Annotated in this window: 26 protein-coding genes; 2 read left to right on the top strand and 24 right to left on the bottom strand. The window is 36.0% G+C overall.

Annotated elements, in window-relative coordinates:
- Nucleotides 1-535 precede the first annotated feature (535 nt).
- A complete protein-coding gene (locus I7822_RS12255; RefSeq protein ID WP_207978449.1) occupies nt 536-2,767 on the top strand; it encodes an alpha-galactosidase in 2,232 nt (743 codons plus the stop codon).
- A 197-nt stretch (nt 2,768-2,964) separates the two neighbouring features.
- The gene (locus I7822_RS12250) at nt 2,965-3,546 is read left to right on the top strand and encodes a YitT family protein (protein WP_207978447.1); all 582 of its coding nucleotides are present in this window, start codon (nt 2,965-2,967) and stop codon (nt 3,544-3,546) included.
- Between the two features lie 206 nt (nt 3,547-3,752).
- On the opposite strand, the gene I7822_RS12245 is transcribed toward I7822_RS12250, so the two are convergent.
- From I7822_RS12245 to I7822_RS12130, 24 genes are all read right to left on the bottom strand, one after another.
- Nucleotides 3,753-4,406, bottom strand: coding sequence for a hypothetical protein (locus I7822_RS12245; RefSeq protein WP_207978446.1), 654 nt, complete (start codon nt 4,404-4,406; stop codon nt 3,753-3,755).
- A 210-nt stretch (nt 4,407-4,616) separates the two neighbouring features.
- Nucleotides 4,617-5,408 (bottom strand): sporulation transcription factor Spo0A, encoded by a 792-nt coding sequence (gene spo0A / locus I7822_RS12240; protein ID WP_066335384.1) that lies wholly within the window; start codon nt 5,406-5,408, stop codon nt 4,617-4,619.
- 303 nt (nt 5,409-5,711) lie between these two features.
- Nucleotides 5,712-6,950, bottom strand: a complete 1,239-nt coding sequence (gene spoIVB / locus I7822_RS12235) for a SpoIVB peptidase (protein ID WP_243459435.1) — start codon at nt 6,948-6,950, stop codon at nt 5,712-5,714.
- Nucleotides 6,951-7,206: 256 nt separating this feature from the next.
- Nucleotides 7,207-8,907 carry a DNA repair protein RecN gene (gene recN, locus I7822_RS12230; protein WP_207978443.1) on the bottom strand — a complete coding sequence of 567 codons (1,701 nt, stop codon included), beginning with the start codon at nt 8,905-8,907 and terminating at the stop codon, nt 7,207-7,209.
- A 53-nt stretch (nt 8,908-8,960) separates the two neighbouring features.
- On the bottom strand, nt 8,961-9,410 hold the full coding sequence (ahrC, locus tag I7822_RS12225; RefSeq protein ID WP_207978441.1) for a transcriptional regulator AhrC/ArgR: 450 nt from the start codon (nt 9,408-9,410) through the stop codon (nt 8,961-8,963).
- A 269-nt stretch (nt 9,411-9,679) separates the two neighbouring features.
- Complete coding sequence (locus tag I7822_RS12220; protein WP_207978440.1) at nt 9,680-10,531, bottom strand: TlyA family RNA methyltransferase; 852 nt, start codon at nt 10,529-10,531, stop codon at nt 9,680-9,682.
- Nucleotides 10,528-12,429 carry a 1-deoxy-D-xylulose-5-phosphate synthase gene (dxs, locus tag I7822_RS12215; RefSeq protein ID WP_207978438.1) on the bottom strand — a complete coding sequence of 634 codons (1,902 nt, stop codon included), beginning with the start codon at nt 12,427-12,429 and terminating at the stop codon, nt 10,528-10,530. The genes I7822_RS12220 and dxs overlap by 4 nt, the downstream gene beginning before the upstream one ends.
- A gap of 325 nt (nt 12,430-12,754) precedes the next feature.
- Nucleotides 12,755-13,639, bottom strand: coding sequence for a polyprenyl synthetase family protein (locus tag I7822_RS12210; RefSeq protein WP_307847732.1), 885 nt, complete (start codon nt 13,637-13,639; stop codon nt 12,755-12,757).
- Nucleotides 13,636-13,887 carry an exodeoxyribonuclease VII small subunit gene (locus tag I7822_RS12205; RefSeq protein ID WP_066335363.1) on the bottom strand — a complete coding sequence of 84 codons (252 nt, stop codon included), beginning with the start codon at nt 13,885-13,887 and terminating at the stop codon, nt 13,636-13,638. The genes I7822_RS12210 and I7822_RS12205 overlap by 4 nt, the downstream gene beginning before the upstream one ends.
- Nucleotides 13,880-15,232 carry an exodeoxyribonuclease VII large subunit gene (gene xseA / locus I7822_RS12200; protein ID WP_207978437.1) on the bottom strand — a complete coding sequence of 451 codons (1,353 nt, stop codon included), beginning with the start codon at nt 15,230-15,232 and terminating at the stop codon, nt 13,880-13,882. Before xseA ends, I7822_RS12205 begins: the two co-directional genes overlap by 8 nt.
- 95 nt (nt 15,233-15,327) lie before the next feature.
- Entirely contained in the window at nt 15,328-16,185 is an 858-nt protein-coding gene (gene folD / locus I7822_RS12195; RefSeq protein WP_207978435.1) for a bifunctional methylenetetrahydrofolate dehydrogenase/methenyltetrahydrofolate cyclohydrolase FolD, read from the bottom strand.
- A gap of 33 nt (nt 16,186-16,218) precedes the next feature.
- Nucleotides 16,219-16,602, bottom strand: coding sequence for a transcription antitermination factor NusB (nusB, locus tag I7822_RS12190; protein WP_207978434.1), 384 nt, complete (start codon nt 16,600-16,602; stop codon nt 16,219-16,221).
- Nucleotides 16,603-16,971: 369 nt separating this feature from the next.
- Nucleotides 16,972-17,355: an Asp23/Gls24 family envelope stress response protein gene (locus I7822_RS12185; RefSeq protein ID WP_279381956.1), complete on the bottom strand. Its 384-nt coding sequence runs from the start codon at nt 17,353-17,355 to the stop codon at nt 16,972-16,974.
- A gap of 49 nt (nt 17,356-17,404) precedes the next feature.
- Nucleotides 17,405-18,757 carry an acetyl-CoA carboxylase biotin carboxylase subunit gene (gene accC / locus I7822_RS12180; protein WP_207978482.1) on the bottom strand — a complete coding sequence of 451 codons (1,353 nt, stop codon included), beginning with the start codon at nt 18,755-18,757 and terminating at the stop codon, nt 17,405-17,407.
- A 12-nt stretch (nt 18,758-18,769) separates the two neighbouring features.
- Complete coding sequence (gene accB / locus I7822_RS12175) at nt 18,770-19,264, bottom strand: acetyl-CoA carboxylase biotin carboxyl carrier protein (protein ID WP_207978426.1); 495 nt, start codon at nt 19,262-19,264, stop codon at nt 18,770-18,772.
- A gap of 357 nt (nt 19,265-19,621) precedes the next feature.
- Nucleotides 19,622-20,350, bottom strand: coding sequence for a SpoIIIAH-like family protein (locus I7822_RS12170; protein WP_443673936.1), 729 nt, complete (start codon nt 20,348-20,350; stop codon nt 19,622-19,624).
- Complete coding sequence (gene spoIIIAG, locus I7822_RS12165) at nt 20,351-21,004, bottom strand: stage III sporulation protein AG (protein ID WP_207978424.1); 654 nt, start codon at nt 21,002-21,004, stop codon at nt 20,351-20,353.
- Complete coding sequence (spoIIIAF, locus tag I7822_RS12160) at nt 20,994-21,647, bottom strand: stage III sporulation protein AF (protein ID WP_207978422.1); 654 nt, start codon at nt 21,645-21,647, stop codon at nt 20,994-20,996. The genes spoIIIAG and spoIIIAF overlap by 11 nt, the downstream gene beginning before the upstream one ends.
- An 82-nt stretch (nt 21,648-21,729) precedes the next feature.
- Nucleotides 21,730-22,926 carry a stage III sporulation protein AE gene (gene spoIIIAE / locus I7822_RS12155; protein ID WP_207978420.1) on the bottom strand — a complete coding sequence of 399 codons (1,197 nt, stop codon included), beginning with the start codon at nt 22,924-22,926 and terminating at the stop codon, nt 21,730-21,732.
- 192 nt (nt 22,927-23,118) lie between these two features.
- A complete protein-coding gene (gene spoIIIAD / locus I7822_RS12150) occupies nt 23,119-23,511 on the bottom strand; it encodes a stage III sporulation protein AD (protein ID WP_307847733.1) in 393 nt (130 codons plus the stop codon).
- Nucleotides 23,512-23,523: 12 nt separating this feature from the next.
- Entirely contained in the window at nt 23,524-23,730 is a 207-nt protein-coding gene (spoIIIAC, locus tag I7822_RS12145) for a stage III sporulation protein AC (protein ID WP_026558844.1), read from the bottom strand.
- A 22-nt stretch (nt 23,731-23,752) separates the two neighbouring features.
- Nucleotides 23,753-24,268, bottom strand: coding sequence for a stage III sporulation protein SpoIIIAB (spoIIIAB, locus tag I7822_RS12140; protein ID WP_207978418.1), 516 nt, complete (start codon nt 24,266-24,268; stop codon nt 23,753-23,755).
- Nucleotides 24,265-25,185 (bottom strand): stage III sporulation protein AA, encoded by a 921-nt coding sequence (gene spoIIIAA / locus I7822_RS12135; RefSeq protein ID WP_207978417.1) that lies wholly within the window; start codon nt 25,183-25,185, stop codon nt 24,265-24,267. The genes spoIIIAB and spoIIIAA overlap by 4 nt, the downstream gene beginning before the upstream one ends.
- A gap of 103 nt (nt 25,186-25,288) precedes the next feature.
- Nucleotides 25,289-25,570, bottom strand: a complete 282-nt coding sequence (locus I7822_RS12130; RefSeq protein WP_066335303.1) for a YqhV family protein — start codon at nt 25,568-25,570, stop codon at nt 25,289-25,291.
- Between the last annotated feature and the right edge of the window lie 164 nt (nt 25,571-25,734).

Genomic DNA, 25,734 nt, shown 5'->3' with positions numbered 1-25,734 from the left:
AATATTTGTCGAGGGAGTTTACCAGCCTGGTACTCATCCATAAATCTATTTTTAAAGGAATCTGTATAAGTAATGGATCGCTCGCTAACACGTTCTATATTCGGATTCTTTTGAAGTACTTTTATCTCTTTAGTTGAAAATGTTATTTTACTCATGTTGTCCCCTAATCCCCATTATCTTGAAATTAAAGTATATAAAAAAATACCTATAGATGAAACACTCTTTTATAAGTGTCCTTTCTATAGGTACCATATTAGTAGAGCCTCTCTCTTTTTCTTAATTAATTTTCTCCTATTCATATTTTCTTTAGCAATCCAAAAATTTATTTCGATTAATTAAGTAATTATTTATTAATCGATTACCTAAAATTACTTAAAAACCTATTGTTTTATTTCCTTTTGCTTGCTACAATTTATTAGGAACTATTTATTGCTTTGCTATAGCAACCTTATATTGTAAGGGTTTGCAGTAAGGTTCGTACTTAGCAAGAACAAATAGGTAATTAACGTGACTAATTTAATTGAGGTGAAGAAAATTGACGATTAAAGTAAACGCGGAAGCACTGGAATTCCATTTATTTAATGAAAATGTAAGCTATATATTTCGAGTCTTAGAAAAAAGCAATCAATTAGAACATCTTTATTATGGCAAAAAGATTAAACATCGTGATTCATTCATACATTTACTAGAACGCGAAATTCGCCCTTCATGTAATATGTTTGAAAATGACCATACTTCAACACTTGAACATATTAAGCAAGAATATCCAAGTTATGGTACAACAGATTATCGCTCACCTGCCCACATGATCACCAATAAAATCGGTAGTCATATTACGAATTATCAGTACCGTAGCTATGAAATAATTGCCGGAAAGCCTACGCTTCAACAATTGCCAGCAACATATGTAGAGGATGAAAATGAAGCAACTACGTTAGAAATTACATTATGGGATGAAGTTTTAAAAAGTAAAGTAATTCTGAGCTACACAATCTATAAAAATAGAAATGTCATTTGCCGTAACACTCGTTTTTTAAATGAAGGAAACGATGCTTTTTATATTAATAATGCTATGAGTGCTAGTGTTGATCTTCCTGATGACCAATACGAAATGGTTCATTTAAATGGTGCTTGGGCACGTGAAGCACATGTAGATTCTCAAAAACTATTTAAAGGTATTCAATCGGTATACAGTACGAGAGGGGCAAGTAGCCATGCACATAATCCCTTTTTAGCTTTAAAACGCTTGGATGCAACTGAGCATACTGGAGAGGTCTATGGCTTTAGCTTAGTATATAGCGGTAACTTTTTAGCACAAGTTGAAGTAGATACCTATAGTGTTAGTCGGGTACTAATGGGGATTAACCCATTTCAATTCAAATGGAAATTAAACCCTAACGAAACCTTCCAGACACCAGAGTGTGTAATGGTTTATTCAGATCAAGGCTTAAATGGAATGAGTCAAACGTATCATGAATTATATAGAGAGCGCTTAGTACGAGGTTATTGGCGAGATAAAGTTCGCCCTATTTTAATTAATAACTGGGAAGCAACTTACTTCGATTTCAACGAAGAAAAAATACTAGAGATTGCCTCAACTGCAAATAATTTAGGAATTGAGCTTTTTGTATTGGATGACGGTTGGTTTGGTGAACGGCATGATGACACAAGTTCATTAGGTGATTGGTTTGAAAATAAAGACAAGCTGCCAAATGGAATTAAAGGGTTATCTGAAAAAGTAGAAGCTTTAGGTATGAAGTTTGGCCTTTGGTTTGAACCAGAAATGGTGTCAAAAGGAACAAAATTATTTGAAGAGCATCCAGATTGGATCATATCAACACCAGAACGTCGCTCATCACATGGACGAAATCAATTCATTTTAGATTTCTCAAGGCATGAGGTGGTTGACCATATCTTCACCCTGATGGATAACATTATTAATGATTCTAAGATTTCTTATATTAAATGGGACATGAATCGATATATTACAGAAGCGTATTCGACTAGCTTAGATGCTGATCAGCAAGGTGAATTGTTCCATCGTTATATTTTGGGTGTTTATGAGCTCTATGAACGATTAATTGCGAAATATCCTGAAATTTTATTCGAATCATGTGCTGGTGGCGGTGCTCGCTTTGATCCCGGCTTATTGTTTTATGCGCCTCAAGCCTGGGCTAGTGATAACACAGATGCGGTTGAACGCTTAAAAATCCAATACGGAACATCAATGGTCTATCCGTTAAGCTCAATTGGTAGCCACATATCTGCAATTCCAAATCATCAAGTAGGACGTATGACTCCAATTGATACACGCGCGAATGTTGCGTATTTTGGGACATTTGGTTATGAACTAGATATAACGAAATTAAGTGATGAAGAAAAAGCAAAGGTAAAGGAACAGGTTGCATTTTTTAAAGAAAAGCGGAGCTTAGTTCGCAGCGGGGATTTTCACCGTTTACTAAGTCCATTCGAATCAAATGAAGTCTCCTGGATGGTCGTTTCGAAAGATAAAACTGAAGCACTTGTTGGTTATTATAAGGTTCTAGCAAAGCCTAATGATAAATATTATCGCCTAAAGCTAAAAGGTTTAGATTCTGACAAGTTATATGCAATTGAAGGAATCAAATCAACCCATTACGGTGATGAGTTAATGAATCTCGGTATTGTTCTAGGCGAAGATTACACAGATCGCGCTTCAGAATTTTGGTCCAGAGAGCATCCACATGATTATGATTCAAAGTTATTTGTACTGAAAGAAGTAAATTGATCTTTGTAGTACTATCATACTTAAAAAGAACCAGTGATTATTTCACTGGTTTTCATTTCACCTAAACTCTATTAATGATATAAATATTCACTCATGCCCCACTAAGAAAAACCATTCAACCCAATGTTATGACGTAATATATTAGCTTTTCCCTCATATAGTTTAAGATAACGATATGGACAAGGGGAATGCTTTACATGAAAAAGTTTGCTGTTTTACTTTTTTCTAGTATTTGTATCGGAATAGGGGTCAACATGTTCATACTGCCTATTCATCTTATAAATGGGGGAATTTTTGGAATAAGTTTACTTATCAAGTATATTTGGGGAATTAAGCTCGGACAAATAATGATTATGATCAATACCCCTATTTATCTTCTATCACTTCTATACGATAAAACTTATTTCATAAATGCGATTCTTGGATTGATCTTTACCTCAACTATCATTGATTTGCTTTCACCACTCAACGGCTTGGTACACCTTCCAATCATAACAAGTGCCATTCTAGGGGGATTAATTATTGGAATCGGTGTTGGATTCATGCTAAGGTCACATATCAGCCCAGGTGGAATCGATTTATTAGCACTTTTAATCTCAAAATCGAAAGCGATTAATCCTGGAATCGTTATTTTCATCATTGATTCATTAATCATAATTGCAGGAATTATTGTATTACATGACTTCAAGTTAATATACTCATTTATTACAATTTCTTGTGTTGGTCTTTGCGTTGGACTTCTTAATACATTTAAGTCAATGAACTTTTATGGGCGATGATAATATTGCAACCAAAAATCCTTTTCTTTTTAAGAGCCATTCTATAATTATTGAAACGATGAGAAACCACCGATGATTAATATCAGTGGTTTCTTTTTTAGTATTAGTAACGAGCTTTGCTATGTAATGATACAACAACATTTCATTCTGACTTATAAAGATTTTAGTTAAAGCAAATCCAATAACTTAAAATAACTTGCTCAGAATCATTCACCCATTTTATCAGTTTCTGTTTCTAAATTCCTCATTTTTATCTCTTCTTCCGTTTTAACACTTTGGTCAATTTTTTCCCCAAAAACTTGAGTCCAATCATTTTCTGGATCAAACTTACCCTCTTCTAGTTCATATCCATTTAAGTCAACATTTAAATTGTAAAGAGTTCTATGAATTTGATAAACATTTTTTTGAGTATCTAAAAGACTTGAAGTTTGATTAATCCTAACTAACACATTAATCAAATCTTGAGAGATTGGATCATTTATATTCTCTGGTAAAAGTTCATCTATTTCTTTTGCTCTTTGACGCATTTCATTTTTAACTTTATTTGAAACCCAACCATCTGGATATATTCCATCTGGTCCATTTTTTCTAGAATTTCTAAAATAACTTCCATTAACAATCGAATCGAAATACTCAAATTGGTTCTTCACCAACGCTTTGAGCTTGAGATTATATTCTTTTTCTTCTATTTCCTCATTTTGATCAAGTTCTGGTTCAGCCACAGCTTCGACTTCATTTTCAGTGATTTCATTTTCATTTGGCTCTTCTTGTTCTTTTGATGGCAAAGCAAAATTAACAAATAACACAACAATCCCTATAAATAAAACGAAGATTAGTCCTAATTTTTTAATATTTTTCAATTTTGACTTCCTTTCTAAATCTCTATTTATAGTAACATTCTACCAATTAAAATTAAATAGTGATTTTATATGTAAAATAAAAAGACCAAGGAATAATTTTATCCATTGGTCTTTGCGAAAAAGCATATTAGTTTTGAATTTAATTTTAATTATAATTCCTAAGAATTTAACGGCTTAGTTATAAGGTGAAATTCCTTATCACTAACCCTCCTAGCTAGCTTTATGCTCTAAACGCAGCTTATCAGCGACCATTGCGATAAATTCAGAATTCGTAGGTTTTGCTTTTGTCATGCTTACCGTATAACCAAATAAAGAGGAGATCGATTCTATGTTTCCACGGCTCCATGCCACTTCAATTGCATGACGAATAGCCCTTTCAACACGTGAAGCAGTTGTGTTGTATTTTTTTGCGATGTCTGGATATAACACCTTTGTAATAGAGCCTAATAATTCGATATCGTTGTAAACCATAGAGATTGCTTCACGTAAATATAGATATCCTTTAATATGTGCTGGTACGCCAATTTCATGGATTATACTTGTAATGCTTGCATCAAGATTTTTACCCTTACCATGAGATTCATTAGATGATCTAATTGAAGAGCTAGCTCGTTTAATAAGTGGTGCAGCGTTCCCACTGACTTGGCGAATATGACTCGCTAATCCTTCCATATCGAATGGTTTTAAAATAAAGTATGCAGCACCAAGATCCACTGCCTTTTTCGTAACATCCTCTTGTCCAAAGGCTGTTAACATGATGACATTTGGCTGTGGACGATCCATTTGTCTTAACTTTTCTAAAACGCCTAAGCCGTCTAAATGTGGCATAATAATATCTAAGACTAAAACATCAGGTTCCTTATCTTTTAACATATCTATACATTCTTGGCCATTGTATGCTACACCAAGAACCTCAATATCATCTTGACTTGAAAGGTACTCCTCTAATAAACCTACAAGTTCACGGTTATCATCAACTATACAAACTTTAATTTTTTTCACAAATCTTCCTCCTCAGTCTCGTTTTGCCATTATGTCTTATATCTATACACGATTATACCTAACAATTTCGACAATGTGGGTGTAAATCCTTTATTTTTATAAAAAAACTTTAAAAATCGGAGATTATCTTAATCTCGCTTCAATTTGCTCCCTTTTTCGACTAAATACGTCATTTGACATTTAGAGACTAAGGTAGTTTTGTCGAAAAATCTTTCCATTTCTATTTTACATAATTCCTCATGAAAATAAAAGCAGAAAATAAAAAAACCGCCAAGAAAGAAAATTTTCTTGACAGCATTTTCATTAGCTTACTTTCTGTTTTTGTTTTGAATAAATATCAATTCCAGCTTCATTTAACATCCATTCAATGTGAACACCGTACCCACTTGTTGGATCATTAACAAAAACATGTGTTACTGCACCGATTACTTTTCCATTTTGGATAATTGGGCTTCCACTCATTCCTTGAACAATCCCACCCGTTTTATCTAATAATTTTTCATCAGTAATTTTGATGACCATTCCTTTTGTCGCCGGGAATTTCTGCGGTACCGAGCTAACAACCTCTACTTCAAACTCCTCAACTTTATCATTGTTAACAACGGTTAGAATTTTTGCCGGACCTTCTTTTACTTCATTCGAAAGTGCTATCGGCAATGCTTCATCATTTACACCATTGCTAATATCTTGATTAAGCTCTCCAAAAATCCCAAAAGGACTGTTACGAGTAATGTTTCCGATTACTTCACGGTCTCCTGAGAATCGTGCAAGTTTTTCTCCTGGATTCCCGTTACTCCCTTTTTCAATGGATGTGACTGTCGATCGAACGATTTGTCCATCTTCTACAACAATTGGTTTTTTGGTATCCATGTCAGAAATAACATGTCCTAATGCACCATATTTTTTTGACTTTGGATCATAAAAAGTCATCGTTCCAATCCCTGCAGCAGAATCACGAATATACAAGCCGATTCGAAATGATCGATCATTTTCATCCTTTAGTGGATATAGCTTTGTTTTTACTTCTGTTTCTTCTCTTGTTAAAACTAAATCAAGAGGTTCACCAGTTTTTCCTGCATTTTGGATAAAAGGGGTTACATCACTCATTTGTTCAATTTTCGTTCCATTGATGTTTGTAATGATATCTCCGACCTGGACACCAGCAATTTCTCCTGGTGATTTTTTACCTTCAGGTGTATTTATTTGATGATGTCCAACCACCAATACGCCAAGAGTATTCAGTTTTACACCAATTGATTGTCCTCCAGGGATTACCTTAAAATCAGGAAGGACGTTCACACCAATCTTTTTTACTGGAAAGCCAGCTAGGTCAAAAACAACTTCTCCTTCACCCGCTTTTTTTCCATGAACATCAAGTGTCTTGCCATCACTATTTTTCTGAACTGTAAATGCTTCTTCTGCGTCTTGAGTAGCATTTACAGGAAATGAACTTTGCACGCTCACATCTTGTGATTCAAATACCGACATATTATTAGGTAGTTTCACGTATTCCTTTACTTCTTTTACAAATCCTAAACTCATGAGTGAAACAAGGAGAATTACACCAACTATTTTTCTGATTTTATCTGTCTGCAATAACTTTCACTCTCCTCGCTCCTAACACACACCACAACTATATATGGCTACAGTTTTAATTTAGCCTTTTGAGCGCACATTTATAACTTGAATATCTAGAAAATTGAAGGTTTTGTTGTAAGTTTTAAGCATAATTGAATAATTTCGGTTCAAGACTAACATATACAAATAAAAAGCTACCTTATTTGGCAGCTTTTTATGTTTAACCTTTTGACGAATGTGCTAAAGCAAGGAGCTCTTTTGCATGTTCCTTTGATAGCTCAGTAACTTCAACACCAGCTATCATCCGACCTATTTCTTTAATTTTTTCTTCTTCAGCAAGCGGCTTAACACTTGTTTTTGTCCGGCCTGTATTCGTTTCTTTTGCTATATATAAATGAGTATCAGCCATTGCCGCAACCTGTGGTAAGTGAGTTATACATAAAACCTGAGAACCGTTTGAAACACGGTAAATTTTTTCGGCGATTGCTTGTGCGACACGTCCACTTACACCTGTATCAACTTCATCAAAAATAATTGAGGTAATTCCTTGATGCTGCGAGAAAATGCTTTTCATTGCAAGCATTATTCTTGAGAGCTCCCCACCAGACGCGGTTTTACTAAGCGGCTTTAATGGTTCACCAGGATTGGTTGACAAATAGAATTCTACTTCATCAATACCTGCAGGAGAATATTTCAGATCATTTGTTGATGTTCGTTTTTTAGCAAAGTTTACATCAAACGTTGTTTTTTCCATATAAAGCTCTTTTAACTCGCGATGTATTTCATCAATTAACACTTTTGCAAAATTTTTCCGGATGCTGGTCACATTATTTGCTTCAATCGTTAGATCTTGAAGGACAGAATCAAGCTCCTTTTGTAGCTTATGTAAATGACTATCACGATTTTGGATCGTATCAATTTCGTCTTCAATTTTAGCAGAATAAGTTAATATTTCCTCAACGGATTGCCCATATTTTCGTTTTAAATGATTTATTTCATTTAAGCGACTTTCTACAAAATTTAAGCGCTCTGGATCAAACTCAAGTGCTTCTAATTCATTCCGAACTTGATAAGAAAGATCCTCAAGTAGATAATATGCATTTGAAATTGTTTCAGAGAGCTCCTTCAAGGTAGTATTTATCAAGCCAACATCTTCTAGATTACTCATAGCATGTCCGACCCAATCTAGCCCTTTGTGCTCACCATGTAGTGAATTGTAACTATTTTGCAATGATTCATAAATTTTTTCATAGTTAGAAATCTGAGTTTTTTCTTCCTGTAGAAGTTCATCTTCCTTTGGTTGTAGATCTGCACTTTCAATTTCCTCTAACTGAAATTGAAGAAGGTCAAGACGATGTGCCATCTCTTGCTCATTTTCCGAAAGTTGGGTGATCTTTTTCCGGAGCAAGTCGAAGCTTTTATAAATTTCTACATATTCTCCAAGTGCTTGCTTTACTTTTTTTCCACCATATTGGTCAAGCAGTGTTAAATGGTTTTCTTCATTCATAAGCTCCTGATTGTCATGCTGTCCATGAATATCAACTAGATACTGTCCTATTTCCCTTAAAATTGCAATCGTAACAAGCTTTCCGTTAATACGACATATACTTTTACCTGAAGATGATAAATCCCTTCTTAAAACAATCATCCCGTCGCTCACATCAATGCCAAAATCTTCACATTTTGTATAGACAGGGTGTTTTTCATCATCTAAAAGGAACAGCCCTTCAAGCTCTGCTCGTTTCTCTCCGTAGCGAACAAATTCAGAAGATCCTCTAGCCCCAGCTAGTAAATGAATAGCGTCAATAATAATTGATTTACCTGCGCCAGTTTCTCCTGTTAACACTGTTAGTCCTTTTTCAAAAGAAACGGTTAACGACTCAATTATGGCAAAGTTTTTTATAGATAATTCCGCTAACAAACAAAATCACACCTCTTGTTTAATTTGGCTTATTTCGTATGTTTTTTCTAAATTTAAAGCATGTCCAAAAATCGTTCTGATATTGAATCGGTATCTTGTGCAGTTCTACAGATGATTAAGATCGTATCATCTCCACATATCGTACCTAAAACCTCATCCCAATCAAGATTATCAATTAGTGCACCAATTGCGTTTGCGTTTCCTGGAAGAGTTTTCATAACGAGCATATGGCCTGCTGAGTCAATTTTAACAAAAGCATCCATTAATGCACGTTTTAACTTTTGTAATGGATTAAAGCGCTGATCAGCAGGCAAGCTGTATTTATAGCGTCCATCCATCATCGGAACTTTTACTAAATGAAGCTCTTTAATATCACGAGATACTGTAGCTTGTGTTACATTAAATCCCATTCCTTTTAATAAATCAACTAATTCATCTTGTGTTTCAATATCATTGTTTGAAATTATTTCACGAATTTTTATATGTCTTTGTCCTTTATTCATTAAAGCACCCCTTTTGGCAATGATGCATTTTTATACATTTTCTGCATGTTTATACCTTTCATCTTATATTAAAACCCTTAAAATGTACAGTTTTAATAAAAATCATTCGGATAAAACTGCATAAAACAATGATTATTAGGACTTTTTTGATTCAAATGATAAAAAACTAATAATTCACAAGTTGCATGAATATCCAGATAATTTAGAAAAACCTTAGATGTTAGCAACTGGTATTCTCTATCAAGAAAAAAACAGGATAATAGCAATTGCTATTTTTCCTGCTTTTCTTTGAGCTTATTCTCTTTTAGTTTTGCATGTGCTTCTTCGACAACATCACTAGCGGGAATTCCAAAATGATTTGTCCCTTGCTCTTGGGATCCTTCGAAGCGAAGATGTAAAAGGAACTCGATGTTTCCATCTCCCCCTGTGATCGGTGAGTATGATAAGTTATAAATATCATACCCTTCTTTTAGAGCAAAGCTGACCATTTCATTTAATACAAGCTCATGAACTTTCGGATCACGAATAATTCCTTTTTTACCAACTAGCTCTCTTCCTGCTTCAAATTGTGGCTTTACTAAAGCAACAATATCGCTATGTGGAACTAAAATTGTTTTTAACACAGGTAAAATAAGTTTTAACGAAATAAAGGATACATCAATCGATGCAAATTCTGGTAACCCTTTTTCAAAATCTGCAGCAGTAGAGTAGCGAAAGTTTGTCCGCTCCATAACGACTACACGCTCATCTTGACGCAGCTTCCATGCTAATTGATTATAGCCTACATCTACTGCATATGAGAGCTTAGCACCACTTTGGAGAGCACAATCTGTAAAACCACCTGTAGAAGAACCAATATCAATCATGATTTTATCTTGTACATGTAGATTAAAATCTCGCATTGCTTTTTCTAGCTTCAAGCCCCCACGACTTACATAAGGAAGAGTATTCCCCTTTATCGTTAATACAAGGTCACGGGAAACCTTTTCTCCCGGCTTGTCTAAACGTTCTTCATTGCCATATACAATTCCTGCCATAATCGCACGCTTCGCTTTTTCTCTTGTTTCAAACAAACCGTTTTCAACTAGTAATATATCTAGTCTTTCCTTTTTATTACTCATGATCTAAGTACCTTTTTCTCTTTTTCAGGTATCATTGCTTTAAGCTGGGTAATGACATTTTCTGTCGTCATACCGATCTCTTCAAGCAATTTGGAAACACTACCATGTTCAATAAAACGGTCTGGGATTCCTATACGAGAAATTTTTGTTTGGTAATAGTTATTTTCTTGGGCAAACTCTAAAACAGCACTACCAAATCCACCTTGTAAAACAGCTTCCTCAATCGTTAAAACTGGAATATGTTCAGTGAAAATTTCATGAAGCATGTTTTCATCTAAAGGTTTGATAAAACGTGCATTAACAACTCGAATAGATTTACCTTGTTTCGCTAAGTTTTCAGCAGCTTCTATTGCCATTTCAATGGTCGTGCCGAATGTAAGAATGACAGCATCTCTACCTTCTCTAAGTACTTCCCACGTGCCAATCGGGATTTCTTTAAGCTCTTCATCCATTTTCACACCGATTCCATTACCACGTGCATAGCGAAGCGCGATAGGTCCATCATTATATTTCAGAGCTGTATTAACAAGATGTTGGCCTTCATTTTCATCTTTCGCCATCATCAGCACCATGTTTGGCAAATGTCGTAAAAACGCAATATCAAAAACACCTTGATGTGTTTCTCCATCCGCACCAACAAGTCCTGATCTATCAATTCCAATAAATACATTTAAATTTTGACGGCAAATATCATGAACAACTTGATCATATGCTCGTTGTAAAAATGTTGAATAGATTGCTAAAAACGGCTTCATATTTTGTGTAGCGAGTCCAGCTGCCATAGTGGTAGCATGCTGTTCAGCAATTCCAACGTCAAACATACGGTCCGGGAACTCTTCCGCAAATGCTTCTAACTTAGATCCAACTGGCATAGCAGGTGTCACAGCGACAATTCGCTCATCCTCACGAGCAAGCTTAAGGACGGTATCACTTACAAGCTTACTCCAGGCTGGTCCAACTACTTTCGGTTTTAAGAAATCACCAGTCTCAATTTTGTATGGCCCAGTGCCATGCCATGTACCAATTGTGTCTGTTTCTGCAGGTTTATACCCTTTTCCTTTCTTAGTGATCACATGAAGAAGAACTGGTCCAGAGGTTTTTTTAGCATATTGAAGATTTTCAAATAAATCTTCATAATTATGTCCGTCAATTGGTCCTAAATAAGTAAAACCTAATTCTTCAAAAAACACACCTGAGACTAGCATGTATTTTAAACTATCCTTCACTCGCTCAGCTGTTGATGCTAGTTTGCCGCCTACAGCAGGAATTTTCTTTAATAAATATTCAAGCTCATCCTTTACCCACTGATACTTTCCGGCTGTTCTTAGTCGGCCAAGAACATTATGAAGCGCACCAACGTTAGGGGCAATCGACATTTCATTGTCATTTAGAACAACGATAATATCCTTTTGCTCATGCCCAATATGATTTAGGGCCTCAAGAGCCATACCACCAGTTAGTGCTCCATCACCTATTACGGGGATTACATGTTCATTTGTTTTCTTTAAATCTCTTGCAATGACCATACCCATTGCCGCGGATAATGATGTTGAACTATGACCTGTCTCCCACACATCGTGTTCACTTTCATTACGTTTCGGAAAACCGCAAAGGCCTTTGTATTGACGTAATGTATCAAATTCATTCGCTCTTCCAGTTAATATTTTATGAACATAGGATTGATGTCCTACATCCCAAATAAATTTATCTTTTGGACTGTCAAAAACTTTGTGAAGGGCAACTGTTAGCTCAACAACACCTAAGTTTGGACCAATATGTCCTCCAGTTTCTGATAGCTTTTCAATTAAAAATTGCCGAATTTCCGCACTAAGTTTTTCAAGGTCGTTATTCGATAGCTTTTTTAAAAAGCTTGGGTCTTTAATGGATAGAAGATCCAAATGGATCACTCACTTTCGGGTTCAGTTTGATTCTATATTCGTGTTTGTATATAATTCGTTCTTATACCTTAGTCTTATCTTTATATTTTAACGTAAACTTCTTTTATTTGAAAACAATTTAAGATTTATTATTAGTATCTAGTAATTCCCGTATTAAAAGGACGAATATGTGCAAGCAAAAACTTACCATAAAATAGCTTTAATTACAATATTTTAAGTCAATCACAACTGGGAGAAGTTCTGAGAAAACGAGTAAATAGGACAAAAAACCGCTACCAATTGGAAACGGTTTTAGTAAAATCCTTCTTAACTTTTTTCATTTTGATTAATGATCCCTATTAGCTATTAAATCACACATTTGAACAAGTAAATTTGAATGAACAGATAAGCTATTTAAAACCGACTTTGCATGGTCAATGTGATCATTGAGTTTTTCTTTTGCACCTTGCATCGTTAGGATGGAGGGATATGTCGTCTTCTCATTCGTAGTATCAGATCCAACTGGCTTCCCTAAAACGTCTTCGTTCCCTTCAATATCTAAAATATCGTCACGAATTTGAAATGCAATACCTAGATGATAAGCATATTGACGCAGTTTTTCGATATCCTCTTCCGGGGCTCCCGCCAAAATTGCACCTGAAATAATGCTAAATCCTAAGAGTTTAGCTGTCTTGTTTTCATGGATGTACTGAAGTTCTTCAAGGGTTAAACTTTTGGCTTCACCCTCCATATCAGCAACCTGTCCACCGACCATCCCTTCTGCGCCTGCAGCTTTTACTAGTTCTGAAACAACGCGAAGCTTGTTTTCCGGTGAGGGATAAGGATCATTTACAATTAGTGAAAAGCTTTGTGTTAAAAGTCCATCACCTGCTAATACGGCCATTGCTTCGCCAAAAACTTTATGGTTTGTCGGCTTTCCACGTCTTAAGTCGTCATCATCCATGCATGGAAGGTCATCATGTATAAGTGAATAGGTGTGAATCATTTCAATTGCACAAGCTGTAGCTACACCTAAATTCTCAGTTTGTTTGTATGTATGAAGCAATGCTAAAACAAGAATTGGACGCAAGCGTTTTCCACCTGCTCCTAATGAATATAGCATTGCGTCTTTTAATGTTTTTGGTGCTTGAAGCTTTTCAATATACTCAGGCATTGCTTTTTCAATGATTTGTTTACGTGAAACTAAAAAGTCGTTAAGCTGCATGGTCACGCTTTTTCTTCCTCCTGCAGTTCAAATGGCTTTAATTCCCCATCCTCACGTAAAATAAAATCCATTTGTTTTTCTACATGCTGTAGCTTATCATGACAAAGCTTTGAAAGCTCCATACCCTTTTGAAAGTATTCAATCGCCTTTTCAAGAGGTACGTCTCCTTCCTCAAGCTTCCCAACGATTTCCTCTAACTGTTGCATGGCATGTTCAAAGGATACTTCCTTAGCTTTTTGCTCTTCCTTACTCATTAACGGATCTCTCCTCTATTCCCTGTACTTTACAGTCTAGTTGACCATCTTTAAGTTGTACTTTTACTATCTGTCCTGCCTCAATTTGATTAATACTTTTAACAAGTTCTTTTTCATGATAAACAAGGCTATATCCCCTGTCCATAACTCTTAGCGGACTTAATGCATTTAGTTTAGCAATTGTTTCATTAAATTGCGAATGTTTATATGTTAGTACAGAACCCATTTCTCTATTAAGCTTTTTCAACAATAATTGATACGCTTCCATTGATCGTTTAATTTGACCCTTTGGATGTACATTTGCAAGTCGATTTTTCACCTGTGTGAAGGAGTCTCTTTTATGGATGATGGCCCTTTGTCCTTCTTTATTAAGGCGTTCAACAATTAAATCTAATTGCTGCTCCTTTTGTAAATAAAGCTGTTTTGGATATTTAAAGGCATAGGATGTTTGATAATGGTTTAACCGGTCTTTATTAGAGGTTATTTTCTCCCGCATGGTTCTTTTAAGCCTATTTTTACGTTCTAATAAGCGATCCATTAATTCGGAAAAATGAGGTACAGCTAGTTCGGCAGCACCAGTTGGTGTAGGAGCTCTTAAATCGGCTACAAAATCAGCAATTGTATAATCTGTTTCATGTCCTACAGCAGAGATAATTGGTATTTGTGATGCAAAAATTTCTCTTGCTACGATTTCTTCGTTAAACGCCCATAGTTCTTCAATTGAACCTCCACCTCGACCAACAATTAAAACATCTAAAGTATTTAGCTGATTCGCTGTTTTTATTGCTTTTGCTACAGATGCACCTGCCTGAACTCCTTGTACAAGAGCAGGTATTAAAATAACCTTTGCAAGTGGGTAACGACGATTAATCGTTGTTAAAATATCACGAATTGCAGCACCTGTAGGTGAAGTTATGACCCCAACCTGATCCGGGTATTTTGGTATTGGCTTTTTGTGAACGGGATCAAAAAGTCCTTCTTTTTGCAGTGTTTTTTTCAATTCCTCGTAAGCCAAATATAGACTTCCGATACCATCTGGCTGCATTTCCTTCACATAAACCTGATAGCCACCACTTTGTTCATAAACCGAGATTTCGCCACGGATAAGTACCTTCATACCATTTTCTGGTTTAAACTTCATTGATTTATTTGCACCTGCGAACATGACGGCTTGAATTCTTGCCTTTTCATCCTTCAATGTAAAATACATATGACCACGACTATGTAAATTGAAATTTGAGATCTCACCCTTTATCCAAATATCGGTTAAATGAGGATCAACATCAAATTTACGTTTTATGTATTTCGTTAAGGCTGTAACTGTTACATATTTTATTTCACTCATAGTACAACCTCCTTTTACTACACTAATATCTTAAAAATGATGGAATAGGGACGGAGTAAATAAAGACCTTTCTCCGTCCCGCTTTTGGGTATGGTTTATTTAGTACTTAGAAATTGTTTTGCAGATTGAACTGTATTATGAGCTAGCATCGTAATAGTCATTGGACCTACTCCACCTGGAACTGGTGTTATGAAGCTAGCAACTTCTTTCGCTTCATCAAAAACAACATCACCACATAATTTTCCCGTTTCAAGTCTATTAACACCTACATCAATGACAACAGCTCCTGGTTTAATGTCCTCGCCTTTAATAAAATTAGCTCGGCCAACAGCAGCTACCAAGATATCTGCCTCTTTCGTATAAGCTGATAAATCCTTCGTTTTTGAATGACAGTAAGTAACCGTTGCATGTTCGTTTAGAAGAAGTTGCCCAACTGGTTTTCCGACAATATTACTTCTTCCAACAACAACCACATTCTTCCCAGTCATTTCTACACCAACTGACTTAATCATTTCAACAATTCCAGCTGGTGTACAAGGTAAAAATGTTTCTTGACCTGTCATCATACGTCCAATATTAATTGGATGAAAGCCATCTACATCTTTTAGAGGTGAGATTTTTTCAACAACAGCCGTTTCATTAATATGTGCAGGGAGTGGCAGTTGAACTAATATCCCATGGTATTCATCATTATTATTGTAGTGCTCAATCACATCAAGCAATTCTTTTTCTGTAAAAGATTCAGGGAAATTTTCTAATTTAAAGCCAACACCGATTTCCTCAGATGCTTTTTGTTTTCCTCTAATATAGGAAAGTGAAGCAGGGTTGTCCCCAACTAAAATAACGACTAGCTTTGGTAATAAACCTTTTGCTTTAATTTGTTCCACTTCTTTTGCTAATTCACTTCTTTTTGCTTTTGATAATTCTTTTCCATCAATAATCGTTGCAGCCATTCTTAATTCCTCCTCAAACTTTACATTACCTCTTTACAGGCCTTTTTTGATTTTAGAGAGAACACCATTGACGAATTTACTGGAATGATCATCCCCAAACGCTTTTGCGAGTTCCACTGCTTCATCTAATGTTACATTTGCTGGAACATCTTCATATTTAAGTTCATAAGCAGCCATACGTAAGATCGTTTTATCGATATTCGCTAAGCGATCAATTGTCCAATTAACTAGGTGAGGCGTAATTAACTCGTCTAGCTCTTTTTCATGCTCGATTGTTCCGAAAACAAGACTATTCATAAATTGATCTGCAGTCTCTTCGTCTAGTACATGCTCAATTGCTTCGTTTGGTTCTATATTACTAACATTCACTTGAAATAGCGCCTGTAGTGCCTTTTCTCTTGCTGTTCTTCGTTTCATTCTTTTCTTGCTCCTTTAATGTTTAAAAGTCGAATGTCATAAAGTGATCATACCATATCCAACTGTCAGATTCATGCCGAAAATTGATTGTTTTTATGTATTTCCGAATGAAAAGGCTTTATTATTATAAAACATTCGTAGTTTATTTTATTTCTAGGCTCTGTTAAACTTGGTTGTTGATTTCCGCTGTAGGCGTTCGCTTTCCGCTCCAATCAAGAAAGTGCTTAAAATCAACAGTGAGCTTAAACAAAGCCTATTTCTATAGTAACAATATAACCAGTAGCATGAAAATATATAAACTCTCTCAAAAACAAAAGAAAACCAAAGGGGCCAACCCTCTGGTTTTGCTCTTGCAAAAATAAGACCAAATTACATTTCTTGATCAACTTCAACTTCTTGTGTCTTTGATTCGAATTGAATGCCCACAACATGTATGTTTACTTCATTAACTTCTAAAGCTGTCATGTTTAGTAAAGCTTGACGGATGTTGTCTTGAATTTTCTGTGCAACAGTAGGAATGGATACACCAAAAATCATGACACAATATACTTCGATAACAATGCCTTCTTCAGTAAGTTCAACTTTTACACCCTTACCGTGATTTTTCTTACCAAGTCGCTCAACTACACCTGCTGCAAAGTTTCCACGCATTGACGCAACACCTTCTATTTCTGATGCTGCAATACCTGCAATGACTTCTATTACTTCTGGAGCGATCTCTACTTTGCCTAAGCCGTTGTAATCTTGATTCATTTCTAAAACGTTATTAGTATCTTTCAAGGGTCAGCACCTCCGAATAAATTTACGAATCCATGACCTTATACATTTCTAAAAATTTCGTGTTAAAATCACCTGATACAAATTTTTCATGTTCAAGAAGTCGCAAATGGAATGGAATTGTTGTAGATATTCCTTCTATAACAAATTCACTTAATGCACGCTTCATTCGAGCAATTGCTTCTTCTCTTGTCGCACCGTACGTTATAAGCTTAGCTATCATTGAATCATAGTACGGTGGAATGGAGTACCCTGGATATACCGCTGAATCTACTCTAACACCTAGACCACCAGGGGGCAAGTACATCTCAATTTTACCTGGGGATGGCATAAAGTTCTTTTCAGGATTTTCGGCATTAATCCGGCATTCAATTGCCCAGCCATTAAATGAAACCTCTTCTTGAGTCACAGGTAACTTTTCTCCTGAAGCAACTTTAATTTGCTCTTTAATTAAGTCTATTCCGGTTACCATTTCTGTGACCGGATGCTCTACTTGAATACGTGTATTCATTTCCATAAAGTAAAACTTTTTATTAATGTGATCAAAAATAAATTCAACCGTTCCTGCACCTGTATAAGCTACTGCAGCAGCTGCTTTAACCGCGGCATCACCCATTTGTGCACGAATTGTTTCATCGAGCGCAGGTGATGGCGTTTCTTCAATAAGCTTTTGCAGTCTACGTTGAATGGAACAGTCACGTTCACCTAGATGAATAACATTTCCATGTGAATCAGCTAACACTTGAATTTCTACATGTCGGAAATCCTCAATATATTTCTCAATATAAACACCTGGGTTACCAAATGCAGTAGCAGCCTCTTGTTGGGTAATTTCAATCCCTTTTACTAGTGCTTGCTCATCTACAGCAACGCGGATACCTTTTCCACCACCACCAGCAGTTGCTTTTATTATAACAGGATATCCCATATCGTTTGCCAGCATTTTTGCTTCTTCGATGTTTTCAATAATTCCTTTAGAACCTGGAACTATTGGGACACCTGCTTTACGCATTGTTTCTCTTGCAACATCCTTTGTGCCCATTTTTGAAATGGCTTCTGCACTTGGTCCGACAAAGATAATATTGCATTCTTTACAAAGCTCTGCAAAATCGGCATTTTCTGCTAAGAAACCATAGCCTGGATGAATTGCTTCGCTTCCAGTTAATTTTGCGACACTAATAATGTTTGTAAAATTTAAATAGCTATCTTTCGAAGCAGTTGGGCCGATACAGTACGCTTCATCTGCAAGCTGTACATGTAATGCTTCACGATCTGCTTCAGAAAAAACAGCAACTGTTTCGATATCTAATTCCTTACATGCTCGGATAATTCGAACAGCAATTTCTCCTCGATTGGCGATTAGTAATTTCTTTATCATCATTTTGGCTCCTTACTCAGGCTTAACAAGGAATAAAGGTTGACCATACTCGACAAGCTGTCCATTTTGAACGAGTATTTCGACGATCTCACCCTTCACTTCTGCTTCAATTTCATTGAAGAGCTTCATTGCTTCTACAATACAAACAACTGATTCTTTTGTAACCTTAGATCCAACTTCTACGTAATTGCCAGCTTCAGGTGAAGAAGCAGCGTAAAACGTACCTACCATTGGAGACGTAATCTTATGTAAATGAGATGTATCAGCTGTAGGTGCTTCAACAGTATCCTGTTTTGGAGCTTCAACAACTGGTGCTTGGGCTTGTACTGGTTGTGCTTGTACGGACTCAAGTGTAGGAGAAGTGGTTACAGTACGTACTACCGTTTCGACTTCAGGTAATTGCTTTTTCATTTTTATTTTTGAACCTTCGTGCTCAAATGAAAATTCATTAATAGAGGATTGATCGATTAATTTAATAATTTCTCTGATTTCTTGTATTTTTAGCATGCTTAGGCACCCCTTTAATCATATGATCATTTACGTAAAAACATGATCTACTAATTTATAGTCTAGTACTAAAACTTAGTCCCATAATATTATCTTACGATACATCACTGAAGAAATTCAACAACAATTGTACCCATTTCCTCAGGTTTCTACTGATTGCCACAGGTGTTTTTGATTAATTTCCTTTTTATTCAGCTCTGCCAGCCGTATTTTACATTCTATATCATAGTTTACCATCTTGTCATTCATGTACCTAATTAGTCAATATAAAAAATGGTTTTATCTTTTATTTTTTTTAAAAATGAAAAAAGGCCAATCCGATCATTCAGATTGACCTTTCATATATTTAATGCTTAATTATTGCTCAAATGTAACGACAACGTTCTCCATATTTTCCATTTCATCTCTTACAAGCACCATAATTTTGTTAGCTGCAGATGCGTCATGCTCTTTCGATGCTTTTACTGTAATTTTCACATTGTTTCCTTCGGCACGAACAAGTGCATCATCATAGCCTTGTGATTTAATAAGCGTTTCAAGAACTGTTTCCTTATGTGCTGCTTCGTCTAATGCTTCCATTTCGTCATACGCCTCGTTCTTTTCTTCAGGAGTTGTATCATTACTTGCAACGATTGTATCTAACTGATCCTTTCTCTTGCTGCGCTGATCTTCTAATTCCATACGTAATTCTGCAAATAATTCATCGCTAGTCACACTAGAAATTACAGTTCCATCCTCAAGCTCTTCTGTTTGTACTTCTCCTTCTTCAGCATTAGCTCCAGTTTCATCCTTGGACTCTCCTTTTTCAGAGTCTTTGCCGTCTTTACCTTCTTCAGCTGGCTGTTTTTCTTCTTCTGTTGCAGGTTGTTTTTCTTCTTCAGGTTCAGGCTGTTCTTCTTCAGCTGCTGGCTGTTTTTCCTCCGCCAATTCATTTTCCTCTGCAGTATTTTCACTAACAGCTTGATTCTCTTCTGTCATGACTATGTTGCTAGTTCCACCGTCTGGAGATGTTACATAATAGACGGACAATACCACCACTAAACTTAACATTGTTAATAACCAAACCGTTTGTTTTTTCAACATCATCTATTCATCCTCCTTCATTTTTTTCGACTCCACAGCTACGCGATGACTAGGTACACCTAATGCACGAGTTACTGCGTCTATAATTGTTTGCTTTATATGAATGTTGTCAGCACCTTGAGCGACAATTAAGACTCCACGAACCTCGGGTTTTTTTACTTGTACGACAATCGGAACCTCTTTTTCGCCTTCTTGAATGATGACAACTTGTTCATCTGTTGATTGGTCTTCCACTTCTCTTTTGCCGCCTTCACGGTCAGTTTCTGTTGTAACCTGACTCCCAGTTACCCTGTTTTTTTCAACAATCTTTTGTGAAGTCGAATCAACATTCACCACAACTGAGACATTTCCTACACCAGATATTGTTTCTAGTACTTCTTTTAATTGGTTTTCATATTCTGCTTCATAATCAGAGATGGAGCCGGTACTTTCTCCCTTTGTTTGCTTGAACACTTCAGTACTTTCATCAGTAGCTGTAGAAGCAGTCGGTAAAGCGTTATTCTTATTTTCTTCAGTAGTAAAAAGGTTGCTAATAAGCATGAATGCTATCCCTAATACGAAAACAAGAATAAAATATTGAAATTTTGATGGTTTCTTAGAATTTGACTGGCCAAGTAAGGACTTTAGCTTTTGGATGAAGCTTTCTTTATTGCTCATCTAATGACTCCTCCCCCCCTTCCAATTCGAGTGTGATTTTTTCTTCTTCTACTTCCCAAATATTTGCTAAATACGCTGTAATCTCATCTGAATTTAGCTCTGCTTCTGGATCGTCTGCTGGAAGTTCATTTGTGGTGTCAATGGTTATTGATTGGACGGCTTCCACTGCTTCTTGACCTGCTACTTCCTCAGCTTCATTTCGTTGTAAGACTACACGGATATGCTGGAGATCATTCTGAGAGTTTATGTCATCTACTTGTTCAGATTCGGAAAGAAGGATTGTTTCAATCGTTACGTCATAGTTTTGCACCAGCTCCTCTTTTGCCATCGTTTTCATTTGGACAGCCATTTGTTCTAAAATATATGCACGTTGTGAAGCTTGTATTTCTTTTTTCTGAAATTCTATTAAATTTTTTACCTCATTTTCTTCAGATGGTGCCACGGACTGGAATTCTGAGAGGATTACATTCATATCTGTGTTGAATAATTTAAAGATTGGATTGATTATTACAATAATTAATAGTAAGCTAATGACCATTTTTGCATATTTCTGCATCGATGAATTTGGTAATAATAAATCAATGACCACAGCTAGTAAAATAAATACGATAATATTAGTAATCCATTCTGTTAAAAATGACATAGTAGATTCCCCCCTTACCCTGCATTAACAAAAGAATCTCTCAGGTGGAAATAACTGCCCATAAAAACCGATAAGACTCGCTTTACCGCATCATAATTGTCAGGTTACCAGCGGCAATTATCACTGTTAAGCTTAAAAAAAACATGAGAGAGACAATTGCCAATGCTGCAAATATATAGATAACACTTTTACTAATGATATCTAAACACGCGATAACCGGCCCACCACCTAGAGGCTGTAGAATCGACGCGGCGAATTTATAAATAAACGCTAGTGATAATACTTTAATTGCGGGAAATGCAGCAATTAACAACAAGATCGCTACACCGATCACTCCAACTGTATTCTTTAATAAAATCGATGCACTAATGACCGTATCTGTCGCATCCGTAAACATTCTCCCTAAAACAGGGATAAAATTTCCGGTAATAAACTTTGCCGTTCGAATTGTGATCCCATCTGTAACAGCAGCAGAAGCACCTTGAACAGAAATAACACCAAGGAATATGGTTAAAAACGATGCAAGCAGACCAATGCTTATATTTCTAAGTAATCCTGCAAGCTGTGTCACTTTGTATTGATCAGTCAATGTGCTAACGATATTCAATAAGGCCGAGAGAAACAGTAACGGTAATACAATATTTTGGATCAACAATCCACTTGTATTCATTAAAAAGATAATGACCGGATGAAAAAAGGCTGCTGAAGCTAGTCCACCTGAAGATGCCATTAAAGCTAATAAGAGAGGAATTAACGCAAGGATGAAATTAGTCATAGATTGAATGGCATTATTCGTATATTGAATTGCAACATGAAAGCTATTTAGAGCGATTATGATTAACACCATATAGACGAGAGCGTAGGCAACCTTACTTACCGCGCTTTGATTAAATGCATTTTGTAATAATTGCAACAACATGCTGAAAACAGTTAACAAGATTAACGTACCTAATAATTTCCCATTCGCTAGTAGCTCATGAAATAAAAATTTCAGAAACGCCTTCATCCATTCTTGAAAGGAAAGTTCCTTTTCCCCACTTAAAAATTGCAGCAAGCTACCTTTCTGGCTTTCAGGTAAAAAACCACCATATTCTGTCATCACTTCATCCCAATAGTTTTTTATGTCATTAATCTCGAGCCTTTCTACCTGCTCATCGACTATCATATTTGCATTAGGAATATCAGGTTCTTCAGTCTGTTTAGGTGTCTCAGAGGCTTGTACATTTATTGGGACTGCTAGAAAGAGTGAAATAAGAAGAAGAGCTAGAAACGTTCGCATTTACACACCTCCAAACTTTATACAAAATGCAATCGAGAAAAAACCGCACCGTATAAAATAATGTAAAACTGTATTACTAAATGCCCAAATATAATATAGAGCGCGAACTGATTAAGCTCACTATTCATTAATGAAGCAAAATTCAGTGATCGGATACCATTAAAAGAAGTCCCTATTTCCTTATCACACTTATTACGTACCTGGAATCATTCCAAGAACTGTTTCAATAATGACGGTTAATATTGGGATTGCCATCGTTAAGATTAGAATTTTCCCGCCTAGTTCAATCTTTGATGCGATCGCACCCTGTCCAGCATCCTTTGTTATTTGCGCACCAAACTCTGCAATATAAGCAATTCCAATTATCTTTAAAGTCGTTTCAACATATATGAGATTAACGTTCGCATGTATCGCAATTCGTTCAACCATTCGAATAATTTCATATACCTGATCGATTAAAAATAAAAAAATAACACAACCAACAAATACAACAAGCATAAAGGCGAAGGTGGGCTTTTGCTCTTTAACGATTAGGGCAAGAAAAGTTGCGATCAGCCCTAGACCTACAATTTGAATAATTTCGATGAGAAGCCCCCCTTACCCTTGGAAAAGAAAGACCGATTTTATCTTTTTAAATAGATCATCTACAATTGATGCAACCATGAATAAAATATAAATAAAGCCGATCAATGTTACCCATTGTGCATATTCCTTTTTCCCCATTTGATCTAATATTGTGTGAAGGAATGCAACGACGATTCCTATCCCGGCAATTTGAAAGATCGTGTTAATATCTACGCCCACCTGCGACGACTCCCTTCCACTTCTACATCAATAAAATAACTAAAAGTAAACCAGCTAATACCCCTAGACTTTTCATCATACGTTCATAGCGATTTTGCCGATCAATTGCATCTGCTTCTTCTCTCTCTAAATGCGAAAGCGTTAACTTTATATGTTTTTGCTGTGAGATTCGATCATGCTGACCAAGTGTTTCGCCAAACTGTTTTAACACTTCATATTCACCTTGTTTAAGGGCAGTGAAACGCCAAACATCTTGAAGACTTTCCTCCCAAGCACCCTTAACACTCGTATGACCTTTTTCTAGCTTTTTTGCAAATTGCTCGAAAAACATTGATAAGGGTTTCGGTAATTGCTTAGCAATATGTTGAGCCGCCACAATTAACGATGTATGTCCATACATAATCTCAGCTTCTAATGATTGTAGCGCTACCTTTAGTTGTCTAAGCTGCCTTGTTCTCTCACTTAAATGCTTTGCGGCTTCGAAGCCAGCCCAGGTTGTTGCAAGAATTATGAGTAACGCACCCATCCACTTGATCATTTGGTCCCACTTCTTTCCATTTGTAAATACCCGCCATGTTGATTAAGAATTTGTTGAACAGTTCCAGGCCCATCTTTTCTAGATAACTCCATATATCGGTCAAATACATTTGCTTGTAATAACATCTTTAAAGTAGGGCGATTGGTCAGCTCACTAGCTTGATATCCATGTACGGTAACAAATAACTGTACACCTGCATGAACGGCTTCCATCACTGCTTCTGCATCTTCCTTCGTACCAATCTCATCCACAATTAATACATCAGGACTCATTGAACGAATCATCATCATCATGCCTTCCGCTTTTGGACAAGCATCAAGAACATCAATTCGTTCACCAAGCTGATGCTGTGGAACACCCTTCACACAACCTGCAATTTCTGATCGCTCATCAACAATTCCTACCTTTTTTGATTCGATCTGCTTAAAACCACTGCTTATTACTCTCGCAAAATCTCTAAGTAACGTTGTTTTACCTGTTTGTGGCGGACCAATAATTAACGTATTTAACCACTTTCCATCATATAAATATGGAATATAATTCTCTGCAATACCTATCTTTTCTCTAGCAATCCTAATATTAAATGAAGTAACATCACGAATCGCCTTAACTCGTCCATTTTCAGTAATAACTCTTCCAGAAAGACCTACACGATGCCCTCCACGAACTGTTATATAGCCCTTCTTTAATTCTTCTTCTAATGTATAAATCGAATAGTGACTTAGCTCGTTTAGTAGATTAATTGAGTCTTCATATGTCGTAACATATGATAGAAAAACAGGTTTCCCCATTATGATGACTTCGACCCGTTTCATCACACGAATGCGGATTTCCTCAATTCGAGCCAAACTAGCAGGATGTAATTTCCCTATCTGGTTACTTATCGATTCCGGAAGCATCTCAATTATTTCCTTCACACCGCTTCCTCCTATTAGCCAATTGTTACTTTCAATGTATGCATGCTTGACCACATTCATGACTTAATTGTCCTGATGATTTTCGGTCTTCTTAAACTTCTTTCTACTTATAAATTCCGAATAAAATAAAAAACACACCAAGACCAATAAACAGCAATTTCGCGTAGGATAATTGATCAGCAATATGGAAAATACCAATAGTCATCGTCACAATAAAAATCACTGGACCCACGATTGCTAAGAGAGAATTGATTGTGACAGCCTTTTTTACATCATTGAAAACCAACATTAAAATAGCTGCTGTTAATTCGATTGAGGCAGACAAAAAGCGTAAACCTGCCATTGTTAAAACAGTTGAATCAATATGAGAAAAAAATCGTTTCATGTTGTCCTCCTAAAATACAGTTTGTACACCATATGCTAAAGGTAGGTATTTTAGACAAGGAAGGTTTATAATAAGAAGAAAAAATGCTTATTGATCGAGAAATGTAAACGTTGTTAATCATTTCGTAATTATCATCTCAAATTGGAGAAAAAACAGAAGAGGGA

The sequence above is a fragment of the Metabacillus bambusae genome (assembly GCF_017497975.1).
Classification (GTDB): domain Bacteria; phylum Bacillota; class Bacilli; order Bacillales; family Bacillaceae; genus Metabacillus; species Metabacillus bambusae.
This window is presented reverse-complemented; position numbering and strand designations above follow the sequence as displayed.